This window comes from Streptomyces sp. NPDC051582, from assembly GCF_040681715.1.
GTDB lineage: Bacteria > Actinomycetota > Actinomycetes > Streptomycetales > Streptomycetaceae > Streptomyces.
Genome location: NZ_JBFAZJ010000030.1, coordinates 50665 through 63729 on the forward strand (window position 1 = coordinate 50665; position 13065 = coordinate 63729).

The 13065-nt window shown below is 73.6% G+C and carries 12 protein-coding genes; 6 read left to right on the top strand and 6 right to left on the bottom strand.

All coding sequences use genetic code 11. The features are described 5' to 3' along the window. Nucleotides 1–7 precede the first annotated feature (7 nt). Nucleotides 8–1609 (bottom strand): alpha/beta hydrolase, encoded by a 1602-nt coding sequence (locus tag AB0M92_RS30970; protein WP_366105620.1) that lies wholly within the window; start codon nucleotides 1607–1609, stop codon nucleotides 8–10. Nucleotides 1610–1891: 282 nt separating this feature from the next. Here AB0M92_RS30970 and AB0M92_RS30975 point away from each other — a divergent pair, with 282 nt between their 5' ends. Together AB0M92_RS30975 and AB0M92_RS30980 are read left to right on the top strand one after the other, a co-directional pair. Beyond that, the gene (locus AB0M92_RS30975) at nucleotides 1892–3709 is read left to right on the top strand and encodes a hypothetical protein (protein WP_366105621.1); all 1818 of its coding nucleotides are present in this window, start codon (nucleotides 1892–1894) and stop codon (nucleotides 3707–3709) included. 141 nt (nucleotides 3710–3850) lie between these two features. After that, on the top strand, nucleotides 3851–5491 hold the full coding sequence (locus AB0M92_RS30980; protein ID WP_366105622.1) for an AMP-binding protein: 1641 nt from the start codon (nucleotides 3851–3853) through the stop codon (nucleotides 5489–5491). A 24-nt stretch (nucleotides 5492–5515) separates the two neighbouring features. Here the strand turns inward: AB0M92_RS30980 and AB0M92_RS30985 are convergent, their stop codons facing one another. Both AB0M92_RS30985 and AB0M92_RS30990 read right to left on the bottom strand, forming a co-directional pair. Further along, entirely contained in the window at nucleotides 5516–5842 is a 327-nt protein-coding gene (locus tag AB0M92_RS30985; RefSeq protein ID WP_366105623.1) for a putative quinol monooxygenase, read from the bottom strand. A 121-nt stretch (nucleotides 5843–5963) separates the two neighbouring features. Next, nucleotides 5964–6713, bottom strand: a complete 750-nt coding sequence (locus AB0M92_RS30990; protein ID WP_366105624.1) for an IclR family transcriptional regulator C-terminal domain-containing protein — start codon at nucleotides 6711–6713, stop codon at nucleotides 5964–5966. Nucleotides 6714–6835: 122 nt separating this feature from the next. Between AB0M92_RS30990 and AB0M92_RS30995 the strand changes: the two genes are divergently transcribed. Then, a complete protein-coding gene (locus tag AB0M92_RS30995; RefSeq protein WP_366105625.1) occupies nucleotides 6836–7528 on the top strand; it encodes a hemerythrin domain-containing protein in 693 nt (230 codons plus the stop codon). A gap of 9 nt (nucleotides 7529–7537) precedes the next feature. Here the strand turns inward: AB0M92_RS30995 and cynR are convergent, their stop codons facing one another. Further along, nucleotides 7538–8425, bottom strand: a complete 888-nt coding sequence (gene cynR / locus AB0M92_RS31000; RefSeq protein WP_366105626.1) for a transcriptional regulator CynR — start codon at nucleotides 8423–8425, stop codon at nucleotides 7538–7540. 124 nt (nucleotides 8426–8549) lie between these two features. Between cynR and AB0M92_RS31005 the strand changes: the two genes are divergently transcribed. Together AB0M92_RS31005 and cynS are read left to right on the top strand one after the other, a co-directional pair. Beyond that, the gene (locus AB0M92_RS31005; protein WP_366105627.1) at nucleotides 8550–9134 is read left to right on the top strand and encodes a carbonic anhydrase; all 585 of its coding nucleotides are present in this window, start codon (nucleotides 8550–8552) and stop codon (nucleotides 9132–9134) included. 94 nt (nucleotides 9135–9228) lie between these two features. After that, nucleotides 9229–9699 (top strand): cyanase, encoded by a 471-nt coding sequence (gene cynS / locus AB0M92_RS31010; protein ID WP_366105628.1) that lies wholly within the window; start codon nucleotides 9229–9231, stop codon nucleotides 9697–9699. Nucleotides 9700–9800: 101 nt separating this feature from the next. On the opposite strand, the gene AB0M92_RS31015 is transcribed toward cynS, so the two are convergent. Continuing rightward, nucleotides 9801–10424, bottom strand: coding sequence for a helix-turn-helix domain-containing protein (locus tag AB0M92_RS31015; RefSeq protein WP_366105629.1), 624 nt, complete (start codon nucleotides 10422–10424; stop codon nucleotides 9801–9803). Between the two features lie 120 nt (nucleotides 10425–10544). On the opposite strand from AB0M92_RS31015, the gene AB0M92_RS31020 reads away from it, so the two are divergent. Continuing rightward, nucleotides 10545–11996, top strand: a complete 1452-nt coding sequence (locus AB0M92_RS31020) for an amidase (RefSeq protein WP_366105630.1) — start codon at nucleotides 10545–10547, stop codon at nucleotides 11994–11996. Nucleotides 11997–12037: 41 nt separating this feature from the next. Here the strand turns inward: AB0M92_RS31020 and AB0M92_RS31025 are convergent, their stop codons facing one another. Beyond that, nucleotides 12038–13030 (bottom strand): DUF5937 family protein, encoded by a 993-nt coding sequence (locus tag AB0M92_RS31025; RefSeq protein ID WP_366105669.1) that lies wholly within the window; start codon nucleotides 13028–13030, stop codon nucleotides 12038–12040. Nucleotides 13031–13065 lie beyond the last annotated feature (35 nt).

Here is a 13065-nt window from a genome sequence, read left to right on the forward strand (position 1 = left end):
GGCCGGATCACCGCCCCGGCGCCGGGCATCCGGTGTCCCCGGCCGGCAGGGCGCCGTCCAGCAGGTAGCCCTCCACGTAGGCGTCGACGCACGCGTTGCCGTTCTGGAACTGGCCGTGGTCCCCGCCCTCCACGGTGACCAGCCGGGACCCGGCCAGCCCCCGGTGGGCGCGCACGGCGGCCTCGTAGTAGGTCGCCGGGTCGTTCTTCGAGTTGAGCATCAGCACCGGCGGCAGCCCCTCGCCGGTGACCTTGATGCGCGGGGCCTTGGAGCGCGGCCAGTTCGCGCAGACCGATGCGTACGTCAACTCCCGCGCCCCGGCCAGCGGATGGGTGCGCGTCGCCCCGGCGCTCTCCTCGATCCAGTACCGGCCGTCGCGGTTCCAGGCGGTGTCCCCGCAGGTGACCGAGAAGAAGTCGGCGGCGAACTCGGCGCTCATGACGTGCCGGAGCTTGCCCGCGACGGCCTTGCGCGTCTGCTCCGGCGCCTGCTCGGGACGGGTCAGGAAGCCGAGGAGCGAGGCGAGGTCCGCGAACTGGTCCACGTCGTACAGACCGCTCGTGGCCGCCGCGTCGAGGTGGTTGGGGGTGATGAGCGTCCCCTCGACGTCCAGCGGCCGGTCGTGCAGGGCGGCCCGCAGCCGCTCGTACGAGGCCTGCGCCTCCTGTGGCGTGCGCCCTTGGTGGTACGTGGCGTCGTTGGCCGCCAGCCACGGCAGGAAGTCCTGCTCGAAGCGGCGCTGGAAGCTCATCGGCTGCCCGGTCAGGAAGGACTGCCAGTCCCCGGTGAAGTCGATGTTGCTGTCGAGGACGACCCGCTCCACGCGGCGGGGGAACTCGGTCGCGTAGTACGCCCCGAGGAAGCTGGCGTAGGAGGGCCCGTAGTACGAGATCTTCCCGACCCCGAGCAACTCCCGGTACAGGTCCATGTCGTGCACGGCCTGATCGGTGGTGATGTACGGCAGCAGCCCGCCCGACTCGCGCCGGCAGTCCCCTACGAACTCCCGCGCGCGCTCCACGGTCTGCCGGACGGCGGCCGCCGAGCGGTCGCGCATGTCGACGCCGGGGCCGAACATGGCGTCGACCTTGTCCTGGTCCGAACAGACGACCTTCGTGCTCGCGCCCACACCGCGCTGGTCGAAGGAGACGATGTCGTACGCGGCAGCCAGCTTCGGACTGTACGAGGCGAGCCCGGCGGGCCGGGGGAGCCCCGAGGCGCCGGGGCCGCCGGCCGCCATCATGAGGACGCCCCGCCGCTTCGCCGGATCCGCCGCGCGACGGCGGGAGAGCGCGATGGTCAGGTCCGGTCCGGAGTCCGGGTGGTACCAGTCGCGCGGCACGGACATCGAGGCGCACTCCAGCGAACCGCTCGGGCACGGCTGCCAGTCGAGCTGTTGCCGCCGGTAGCGGGAGGGTACCGGCGGGGTCCCGCCGCCCGTTGCCGCGACGCTCGCGGGGCTCGCGAGGCCTGCGGGGCTCGCGACGCTCGCGGGGCTCGTGGCGCTCGTGGCGCTCGTGGCGCTCGCCGGGATGGTGGGCAGGGCGGTCGCGGCGAGCAGCCCGCAGGCCGCGACCGCGAGCCTGCGCCCCGGCTTCCTGAACACGTGCATCTTTGAACTCCCCCTTGGGATACGGTCGGTCCCCTTGATCGTCGCGCGCGGGCCCCCGCGCCCTCCATGTCCCTGGCTTCCGTATCGGGGGTGGCACCAGCGCCACCCCCGACCCGCCCGCGGCGGCTTTGCCCGAAGGCGGGGAGTCCATGGCAGAACCGATACTTCAAGCCTCTGTGACGTGTATCGCACGCAGCGCTACATTGCCCACGCCCCGCCGTCGCGGGGAGGTGCGGGCCGTGCGGGGCCGGGGGAAGGGCATCGACGATGGGGTCTGGAGTCTTGGCGAGACTGGGGAGCGCGGTCACCACCAAAACGGCCGCGGTGGCCGCCGCGGGCGCCCTGGTGGTGACCGGCGCGGTGGGGGCCGGGGTATGGGCGCTCGGAGGCGGTCCGCAATTGGCGGTCGTCCAGCGCAGCGTCTCCGTATCGGTCGCGGCGGGAGGCGAGCAGTCCGCGGTCGCCGCCTGCAAGAGCCACGAGAAGGCGCTCGGCGGCGGGTACGCCGTCACCGGCACGGGCTTCGCCACGAGCAGCCTCTTCGTGGGTGACGCGTGGCTGGCGGCCGCGTACAACCCGGACGCCGCGCCCGCCACGCTCACCTCGTACGCGCTGTGCGTCAACGCGAAACCCGAGTTCCTCGGCGGCGTCGACTGGTCCGAGCAGGCGCACGCCTTCCACGACCGGGGCAACAAGGTGACGGCCACCGGCGGCGCGCTCATTCACGACCTCACGACGGGAGGGCCGTTCGCGGAGGCGGCCCACCACGCCTCCGCATCGCCCTCCTGTCCCGGGGACTTCACCTCGCTGGGCACCGAGTTCCGGGCGGGCCGTACGGTGACGGGCCGGGGCGTCGCACCGGTCCCGCTCGACAGCCTGACCACGAAGTCGGTGTTCGCCGGCGACGCCAAGGCCGTGCCCTATGCCTCGCTCAATCCGGGCACCCGGCTCAGCTCCGGCACGTTCCCGCTCCACTCGTCCGAGAACATCGTGCGCCAGACCCGGATCGAGGACCCGCAACCGCCGGAGGCGAACTACGCGGTGACGCTGCGTCCCGTCTGCGTCCGGCTCAAAGACGTGTCCGTGGCCACCGCGAAGGTTTCGGTGGCGGCGGGCGGCACCGCGGACGCGGCCGTGTCCTGCCCGAAGGGGAAGCTGGTGGTCGGCGGCGGCTTCCAGTTCCCCGCCGAGAACGAGACGGGAGCCGCGGAGGCCCCGACGCGCTTCTTCGGCGACGGGTGGCTGTACGCGCCGACCGACGCGCCGGCGGCGGGCGGTGAGCCCTCGGGGGCCAAGGTGAAGGCCTGGCACGTCACCGGCAGGAACCAGCAGAAGGCCGGCCTCGACTACTCCAACTCGGTCTGGATCGAGCACAGTGACCGCGAGACGCTGACCGGCAACGGCTACTTCGACACCCACGGGCGCGGCCCGGACGACCAGGAACTGCGCGTCGCGCCGGTGCCGGACGGCCAGTCGCTGGTCGCCACGGCGGTCTGCGCGAAGATCGACGCCGAGCCCACCGAACCGGCCAAGGCCCCCGCCCCGCCCTCCGTCTCCCGGCCCGAACTGCCGCACGCCCTCGATCCGGGGCCGGGCGTGCCGGACGGTACGGGCACCGCGTCGCCCTCGCCCTCGTCCTCCGCCCCGACGCCCGGCACCTCCCCGTCGGCGAGCGCATCCGTCCCGCCCGGTACGACTCCCGCGCCCGGCAGCCCGGGAACCCCGACCAAGGGCGGCCCGAGCCGGCCGGGCACCCCGTCGCAGAGCGGAGCGCCTACCCGGCAGCAGCCGCAGGCCCCGGCGGTGAGCATCCGGCAGCCGTCGAGCGGCGGGCAACTGCGGCGCGGCTGCGAGGAGTCGTTCGCCGCGACGGCCCGGACCCGCCCGGACGACCGGCCCCTCACCGACCCGCAGTACACGAGCTGGCGGATCACCGGGCCGAACGGGCCGGTGACGCTGGGAGCGGGCGCATCGGGCCGCTTCCTGGTCCCGCTGCTACCCGACGGCACGTACGAGCTGGTGTTCACCGCGACCGATCCGGCGGCCGGCCTCACCGGCAGCGCGGAGGTCTCCGTCAGGATCGTCGGCTGCATCCGCTGAGCGCCGGGCACGGACGGCCGGTCGCCGAACACCCTTCGGGGGAACGGCGCCGGAAGGCTGGCCGGGGCTACGGACGAAGAGGATCATGAGGGGGCGCCGGCCCGCCGGGCCCCGCCCCGCCACCGAGTCCAGGAGGTACGTGTGTCTGCCGCGTCGAGCACAGCGTCGAGTTACGCATCCGGGGTCTTCGAAGTACCGCTGCTGGGCGACACGATCGGCGAGAACCTGGACCGCACCGTCCGCCGCTTCCCCGACCGCGACGCCCTCGTCGACCTCGCCGCCGGGCGCCGGTGGACCTACGCGGAGTTCGCCGCCGACGTCGACGCCCTCGCGCTCGGCCTGCTGGACCTGGGCATCGCCAAGGGGGACCGGGTCGGGATCTGGGCCCCCAACCGCGCCGAGTGGACGCTGGTCCAGTACGCCACCGCCAAGATCGGGGCCATCCTCGTCACCGTCAACCCGGCATACCGTTCGCACGAGGTGGAGTACGTGCTGCGCCAGGCCGGGATCCGGCTGCTCGTCGCGGCGGAGCGCTTCAAGTCCTCCGACTACGCCGGGATGATCGAGGAGGTCGCACCGCGCTGCCCGGACCTGGAGTTCACCGTCCTGCTGGAGGGGCCGCAGTGGTCGTCCCTCCTGGAGCGGGGCCGCCGCGGCGACCCGGCCGACCTCGTACGGGCGGCGGCCGGGCTGAGCCCGGACGACCCGGTCAACATCCAGTACACCTCGGGGACCACGGGCTTCCCGAAGGGGGCGACCCTCTCGCACCACAACATCCTCAACAACGGGTTCTTCGTGGGCGAGTTGTGCCATTACACCGAACAGGACCGGGTCTGCATCCCGGTTCCCTTCTACCACTGCTTCGGCATGGTGATGGGCAACCTCGCCTGCACCAGCCACGGCGCGGCGATGGTCATCCCGGCGCCGGCCTTCGACCCCCGGGCCACCCTCGACGCGGTCGAGGCGGAGTCCTGCACCTCCCTGTACGGGGTCCCCACGATGTTCATCGCCGAGCTCGCCGCGCCCGGCTTCGACGCGTACGACCTGTCCAGCCTGCGTACGGGCATCATGGCGGGCTCGCCCTGCCCGGTCGAGGTGATGAAGGAGGTCATCGACCGGATGGGCATGCGCGAGGTGTCCATCTGCTACGGGATGACGGAGACCTCGCCGGTGTCCACGCAGACCCGCGCCGACGATTCGGTCGAGCGCCGGGTGTCCACGGTGGGCCGCGTCGGACCGCACCTGGAGGTCAAGGTGGTCGACCCCCAGTCGGGGCGGACCGTGCGGCGCGGGGAGCCGGGGGAGCTCTGCACCCGCGGCTACTCGGTCATGCTCGGCTACTGGGGCGAGCCGGAGCGCACCGCCGAGGCCGTCGACGCCGCGCGCTGGATGCACACGGGAGATCTGGCGGTGATGGACGAGGACGGCTACCTGAGCATCACGGGCCGCATCAAGGACATGGTGATCCGGGGCGGGGAGAACGTGTACCCGCGCGAGATCGAGGAGTTCCTCCACGGCCATCCGGACGTCCTGGACGTACAGGTCATCGGCGTCCCCGACGACAAGTACGGGGAGGAGCTGATGGCCTGGGTGCGGATGCGCGAAGGGGCGCCGCCGCTGACCGCGGCGGCCGTCCGCGCGTACTGCGACGGACGGCTGGCCCACTTCAAGATCCCGCGGTACGTGCACGTCGTCGAGGAGTTCCCGATGACCGTGACCGGCAAGGTCCGCAAGGTCGAGATGCGCGAGACGGCGGCCCGCCTGCTGGGGCTGTCCTCGTAGAGGCGGCGCCGCCGGCCCGTGGGATCAGTCGCGGGGGGACAGCTCGGCCATGGCGCTCCAGCCCTGGCCGGGCACCTCGACGTGGATGATCTCCGGCGTACTGGCGATGGCGCCGGCGAGGGTTTCCATACCGGCCTTGAAGTGGTCGGAGGCGACGTGCGCGGCGCCCGCCTCGGCGTCGGTGAAGGCTTCCAGGAGGGTGTACTTGGTGGGCTCGTCCACGCTGCGCGACCAGTCGTAGAAGAGGTTGCCGGGCTCGTTGCGGGTGGCCCGGGTGAACTCGTCGACGAGCGTGAGCCAGTTGTCGCTGTGCTCCGGACGGACGTCGAACCTGACGGCGATGAAGATCATGCCGACCAGCCTGGCACCCCGGCGGGGCCCGCGCATCCCCATCGCGCCGTATTTCCGGCAGCGTCGGAAAACGGCTTCGGAAGACCGCCTGCGAGGGCGGTCCGCCGACCGGCCGGGGGCATCAGACGCACGCCGCCGCGGCCCGATCGAGCGCGGTACGGATCTCGTGCGGGCGCCGCCGGAACTCCTCGGTAGCCAGCGACACCGAAAGGGCGTGCACCGCGTCGCCGTCCTGGTTCTCCTCGCGGCCGCGCGGCAGGGCGACGGCCAGGCAGGTGTACGCGGGATCGGCCTCGCCGATCGACACCGCGAACCCCTGCCCGCGGACCCGGGAGAGCTCCGTCTCCAGCAGCTCGGCGCTGGTGATGGTGGCCCCGGTCAGACGGGCCATCCCGTGCTCGGCCAGGTACCGCCGCCTGAGCGGCCGGGGCAGCTCGGCGAGCAGCGCCTTGCCGTGCGCGGTGGCGTGCGCCCGGGTCTCCCGGCCGGGGGCGAACGGATGCGCCGCGTCCGTGACCGGGGCGGTGGTGTCGACGACCGTGATCAGGCCGCCCCGGTAGGCGGTGTAGTACGCCTCGGCGCCGGTGCTGCGGCGCAACCGGGTCAGCAGGTCGGCCATGCGCGGGGTGGGCTCCAGATGGCGCAGCAGGCTCCGGTGCAGCCCGGGGATCCGCGGCCCGAGTTCGTACCCCTGCGGGGTGCGGACGAGGTAGCCGCGCTCGGTGAGCGGGGCCAGGAGGTGGTAGGCGGTGGACAGCGAGCATTCCATCCGGCGGGCCAGGGCCTTGGCGCCGAGCGGTCCGGGGGCGTCGGCGACGGCGTCGAGGATCGCGAGCGCGCGGTCGACGGACTGCGGACCGGTGGGCGGCATGGTGCGGATCTCCAGGTTCTCCGGTGGAGGGGGTGGGCGTACCCCGAGCCTATGACGCAGTGGACGGACGACGTTCATCGAACGTTGACCCGACGCTGACACGGGGCGCGCACAGTCTCCGTATGGACAGCGAACACGTCGCCCCCGCGAGGCCGTACGGTCCGGTGGCTGCCGATCTCACCGGCGTCCGGGTCACCCATCGTGCGATCCTGGCCGACATCGAGCGCCTGGCCGGGCTGCTCGGCGCTCTGGCCGCGGCCGCCGAACCGGCCGGGCCCGCGAGGGCCGGGGCCATCGCCGGGTACGTGCACCGTTTCAACGAGGTCGTGCGGGGCCACCACCGCGGGGACCAGATCCTGTGGCCGGTGGTCCTGGACGCCGTGCCCGACGCCGCGGAGGCGGTGGCCGGCATCGTCCGCTTCGTCGCCGACCACGAGGCGCTCGACGCGCTCCAGGCCGACTGCGACGCGGCCGCGGCCCGCTTCGCCGCCGAACCCGGGCGCCACGCGGGGCACCTGGCCCGCCTGCTGGCCGTCCAGCGGGACCTGCTGGCCGCGCACATCGAAGCCGAGGAGCGGCACGTCCTGCCGGTCATCGCCCGCCGGGTGCCCGGCGCCGCGTACGCCGCCGCGCAGGCCCGCATCCGTCAGGCAGACCGCTCCGCGGACCCGGCGTGGTCCCGCGCCTGGCTGCTGAGCCACGCCACCGAGGACGAGGCCCGGCGCCTGATGCCGGCGGGCGCCGCGGCCCCGGCCGGCCTGGAGCCGCGGCTGCGCGAGTACGCCGCCGAGGCGTCGGCGGTGTTCGCGGGCTGACCGGCCGGTTCAGGGGTGCGGCCACTGCCGGGCGAGCGAGGTGAAGGCGCGGACGGCGGCGCTCTCGTACGCGCTCTCGCGGCGCAGCAGGACCACCGTCCGCGCCGGGAGGGCGGGGGCGAGCGGGACGGGGTGCAGCGGGGTGTCTCCGCGGGTGAGGGCGTCGGGGAGCACCGTGGCCAGCCCGGTGCGGCGGACGATCTCGGTGAGGGCGCTGATGGAGTTGGCCTCGACCGCGATCCGCGGCGCGACGCGGTGCAGGCGGAAGTACGCGTCGATGTGCGCCCGCGTGGCGAAGTCCCCGCTGAGCAACGCGAGCGGGAAACGGGGGAGTTCGGCCACGGGCAGGGGCTCGGTGCGGCCGGCGTGCGGGTGGTCGGGGCCCACGACCAGGCCGAGGGTCTCGGTGAAGAGGTCGGTGGCGCCGATGCCGGGCAGATGCGCTCCCGGGAAGGCGATGCCGAGGTCGACGGCGTCGGCCAGCAGCGCCGACTCCAGCTGATCCTGCGTCATTTCCTTCACGTTCAGGGCGATTCCGGGGTGCCGGGCGTGGAGCTGTGCGGCGAGCGGGCCCAGCAGGTACGCGGTGAAGGTCGGGGTCATCGCGAGGCGCAGGCTGCCGCGCGAGAGATCGGCGACGTCGAGCACGGCCCGCTCGGCGGCGGCCAGGTCCTGGAGCGCGCGGCGCGCGTACGAGGCGAAGGTCGCGCCGGCGTCGGTCAGTCGTACGGACCGCCCCGTACGGTCCAGCAGCTGGACGCCCACGGTCCGCTCCAACTGCTTGACCTGCTGGGACAGCGTGGGCTGGGAGACGTGCAGCTCCTCGGCGGCGCGGGTGAAGCTGCCGTGTTCGGCCACGGCCAGCAGATAGCGCAGATGGCGCAGTTCCAGGGGCATGGAAGCGAGTATAGATCGCACCAATAACGATCATGCTCAACATGTCTTGGACACTATAGATCCAGGTCATGCATGGTGGATCTCGTCAGCCCGACCCGGGCCGGCCCCACCGAAGGGAGTGACCGTGCAAGACCTCACCGAGGGCCTCGCGCACTTTCAGCAGGACGTCTTCCCGGCGAAGGCGGAGCTCTTCGCCCGCCTGGCGACCACCCACCGGCCGCGGACGCTCTTCATCGGCTGCTCGGACGCCCGCGTCGTCCCGGAGCTGATCACCCAGCGGGAGCCGGGCGAGCTGTTCGTGATCCGGACCGCCGGCAACCTCGTACCGGCGCACACGGACGTCCTGGACGGCGGCGACGGCGTCGCCGCCAGCATCGAGTACGCGGTCGCCGTCCTCGGCGTCGCCGACATCGTGGTCTGCGGGCACTCCGCCTGCGGCGCCATGAGCGCGCTCGCCGCCGGACAGGACCTCGCGGAGCTGCCCGCCGTCGCCCGCTGGCTGCGCCACGCGGCCCCGGCCGAAGCGGCGCGGCGCGAGCCGGGGCCCCTGATCCGGGGCAACGTCGCCGTGCAGCTCGCGAACCTCGCCACCCACCCCGCGGTGGCCCGCGCCCTGGCCGCCGGGACCGTCACCCTGCACGGCTGGGTCTACGACATCCCCACCGGCGCGGTCGAGCGGATCGAACCCGCCGCCGCCCTCGCGGCCTGAACGCCGTACCGGCCCCTCCGCACCCCCAACCCCAGCCCCCAACCCCAGCCCCAGCCCCCAACCCTCGACCCCCGACCCCCGAAGGGAACCTCCCGTGATCCACGCCCAGTTCGACCCCTCCGCCCGCCAGGCCCTGGCCGTCGCCGCCGTCGACGCCAAGATCCGCAAGGACCTCTCCTGGCAGCGGATCGCCGACGCGGCCGGCCTGTCCGTCGCCTTCGTCACCGCCGCGGTACTCGGCCAGCACCCGCTGCCGGCCGCCTCCGCCGAGGCCGTCGCCGAGCTCCTCGGCCTCGACGCCGACGCGGCGCGGCTCCTCCAGACCATCCCGACCCGCGGTTCGATCCCCGGCGGCATCCCGACCGACCCGACCATCTACCGCTTCCACGAGATGCTCCAGGTGTACGGCACCACCCTCAAGGCCCTGGTCCACGAGCAGCTGGGCGACGGCATCATCAGCGCGATCAACTTCAGGCTGGACGTCAAGAAGGTCGCCGACCCCGAGGGCGGGGAGCGCGCCGTCATCACCCTCGACGGCAAGTACCTCCCGACCAAGCCCTTCTAGGGGGTGGCCGCAAAGTGGCGGCGTCCGCCCGCGGGACAGGCGGGACTTTGCGGACACCCCCTAGCGGATGCCGGCGCGTCCTGAAGGGCGCCCTTCAGGACTCAGCGGCCCTTCTCCCGCGCCGCCGTCCCCCGGTCCAGGGCTGCCGTCACGGTCGCCATGAGCCTGTCGCCCACGCGGTCGACGCTGCCGTTCTGAGCGCTGACCTGGGCGCCTTCCAGGAGGAAGGTGATCTCCGCGGAGACGTCATCGGGCACCTTCGCTCCCGCCCGCTCGCACATGGCCGTGAGGCGGCGGCGCTGATCGACCTTGTGCTCCTCGATCAGCCGGCGGGCCGGATGGCCGGGGTCGGTCAGGCCGGCGATGGAGTTCACGAAGGGGCAGCCCCTGCCGACGATGTCCGGCAGTCCTTCGGCGACGAAGCGCGCCACGCCGAGCACCTGGGCCCGTCCGTCTTCGGCGTGCTCGGCTTCCACCCGGTCGAAGGCGGTCGTGTACTGCGCCGCGACGATCCTCAGCCACTCCTCGATCAGTGCGTCCTTGGTGGCGAAATGGCGGTAGAGGGCCGTCTTCGTCGTCTTCGCCCGCTCGGCGACGGCCTGGACTCCCACCGCCCTGACGCCCTCCCGGAGGAAGAGCTCCTCGGCCGCGTCGAGGATGCGCTCGCGCGGGGGGAGCCGCGCGACCCTGGAGTCCCGGCCCGGCCGCGGGGGGCTGCTCGTCATGGTCTGCCTCGCTTCGGTCGCGGTGGCCGGCGTCTCTCGGGCCATGTTACGTTACCGCCCACTCCCAAGCGATACCGATCGGTATCGCACGGGACCGAGCGGGAACGCAGGTGGAAATCCGTGGAGCTGCACGAATACACCCGGTACGACGCGGTGGGACTGGCCGGCCTCGTGGCGCGGGGAGAGGTGACCGCGGCGGAGCTCGCCGCCGCGGCCCGAGCCGCGATCGCGGCCGTGAACCCGCGGATCAACGCCGTCGTGGAGAGCTGGCCCGCCGAGGACGCCCCGGTCCCGGGCAGCACCGCGCTCGCGGGCGTGCCGTTCCTCATCAAGGACCTGGCCGTGTCCATGAAGGGCAAGCGCGTCGAGTTGGGCAGCCGCCTCGCCGCGGGCAACGTGGCGGCGGAGGACTCCTTCCTGATGCGGAGGTTCCGCCGGGCCGGCCTGGTGACGCTGGGCCGCACGGGCTCGCCCGAATTCGCCTTCAGCACCACCACGGAGCCGCTCCTGTACGGCGCCACCCGCAACCCCTGGGACCTCACCCGGACACCGGGCGGCTCCAGCGGCGGGTCGGCCGCGGCCGTCGCCGCCGGCATCACTCCCCTCGCCCATGCCACCGATGCGGCCGGATCGATACGCGTGCCCGCCGCCGGAACCGGGCTGTTCGGGCTCAAGCCCACCCGGGGCCGGGTCTCCCTGGGGCCGGAGGCCGACGAGGTCTTCAACGGCCTCGCGGTGCACGGCGGGCTCAGCCGGACCGTGCGCGACAGCGCGGCCCTGCTCGACCTGATCCAGGGCCCGGAGACCGGCGACCCCTACTTCGCGGAGCGCCCCCGCCGCCCGTACGCCGAGGAGATCACCAGGGAGCCCGGTCGCCTGCGCGTCGGCCTGGTCACCACCCCCTGGAGCGGGCGGGCCGTGGAGCCGGCCGTGCACGAGGCGACCCTGGCCGCCGCCCGGCTGCTGGAGTCGCTCGGCCACCAGGTGGACCAGGTCGACGTCGCCACCGTGGATCTCGGCGTGAGCTGGGAGGAGTTCGTGCTCGCCAACGCCCGCCTGTGGTGCGCGAACCTGGTGCAGTGGATCGACGACCTCGCCGGGGCCTTCGGCCGGCCCGTGGACGAGTCCACCGTCGAGCCGGAGATGCTCGCGAGCTACGCGTGGGGACTCAAGGTGAGCGGCGCGGAGTTCGTGCGCGCCCTCGACGTGCGCAACCGGGTCGCCCGCGCGGTCGGGGCCCACTTCGAGTCGTGGGACGTGCTCTTGACGCCGACGCTCCCCGAGGCGCCGGTGGCCCTGGGCACCTACGGCCGGGGAGCGGAGAACGCCGACGGGCTGGGCTGGGTGGAGCACCTGTTCCACCGCTCCCCGTTCACCGCCGCTTTCAACGTCGCCGGCACGCCCGCGATGTCGGTGCCGCTGGCCTTCGACCCGGCCACCGGCATGCCGATCGGTGTCCAGTTCGCCGCGGGCTACGGGCGCGAGGACGTGCTCTTCCGGCTTGCCGCGCAACTGGAGAAGGCCGCGCCCTGGGCGCACCGCAAGCCCGCCGTGTGGGCGGGCACCCCCTGAGGCCGTGTCTTTCGGATCAGGGCGGATCGGCAGGACACCCCCTAGACGGACGAGCCGAGCAGGGACTCGGCGACCGCGGTGCGGGCGTACAGCACCGAGCGGCCCGCCCGGTGCGCGCTGACCAGTCCCGCGTCGCGCAGCGCCGTCAGGTTCTGGGAGACCCGGGCCGCCGACAGCCCCGTGCGCCGGGCCAGTTCGGTGGTGGAGGCCGGGGCCTCCAGCTCCGTCAGCAGCAGGGTCCGCGAACGGCCGAGCACCGCGGCGACGGCCTGCGCCTTCGGGCTCGGCGGCCGGGACGCCCACAGCGCGCCGACCCCGCGCGCCGGGTACGCGATCTGCGGCGGGTCCGGCGGGGTCATCCGGGTGAGCAGGCCCGGCCCGAGGAAGGCCGAGGGCACGAGCAGCAGACCGCGGCCCGCCATCTCCCGGGTCAGCGGCCGGGTGCGGCGCACGAGGCTCAGCGCGTTCTCGTCCCAGCGCACGGCGCTGTGCAGCTCGTTGATGACCTGGCCGGCGCCCCGCTCGGCGGCCTGCCGGGCCCGGTGGAAGACATCGGCCTCCAGTACCGCGCGGATCCGCGCCCAGTACGGAGCGAGCGCCAGCTTCCAGTACGCCTCGACCTCCTGCGCCAGCCGCGGCAGGCGGGCCGGCGGATCCGCGTACAGGGCCCGGGCGCGGGGGCCGAGCGCGTCCTGGTGGTGGCGGAGGTGGTCGAGGTTGCGGCGAACCGTTTCGGCGGGGGCCGCCACCAGCTCTGCCAGCTCCGCCGCCAGCGCGGGGGCCGGTCCGGCGGGCGCGGGGTTGAGGAAGTGCGGTACGTACTTCGAGGCCGGGACCAGCTCGGCGAGCCAGCCCCGGTCCAGCCCGGCGGCCGCCAGCCGGGGCCGCACCTGCTCGGCCCAGGGCCGGTACACGGGCGACACGGCGCCGTCGCCCAGCAGCCGCCGGAAGCTGGTGACCACCTCCCACAGCGGCGAGACGGCGAACCGCATCTGCGCCAGATCGCCCGCCGAGAACGCCAACTCCGCCAGCAGGACCACCCCTTGGATTCACCCATGCCCAAATCAAT

Coding starts and splice junctions, on each gene's coding strand:
- AB0M92_RS30970 (WP_366105620.1), bottom strand. CDS start 1,609: ATGCACGTGTTCAGGAAGCCGGGGCGCAGGCTCGCGGTCGCGGCCTGC.
- AB0M92_RS30985 (WP_366105623.1), bottom strand. CDS start 5,842: ATGATCTTCATCGCCGTCAGGTTCGACGTCCGTCCGGAGCACAGCGAC.
- AB0M92_RS30990 (WP_366105624.1), bottom strand. CDS start 6,713: ATGCCGCCCACCGGTCCGCAGTCCGTCGACCGCGCGCTCGCGATCCTC.
- AB0M92_RS30995 (WP_366105625.1), top strand. CDS start 6,836: ATGGACAGCGAACACGTCGCCCCCGCGAGGCCGTACGGTCCGGTGGCT.
- cynR (WP_366105626.1), bottom strand. CDS start 8,425: ATGCCCCTGGAACTGCGCCATCTGCGCTATCTGCTGGCCGTGGCCGAA.
- AB0M92_RS31015 (WP_366105629.1), bottom strand. CDS start 10,424: ATGACGAGCAGCCCCCCGCGGCCGGGCCGGGACTCCAGGGTCGCGCGG.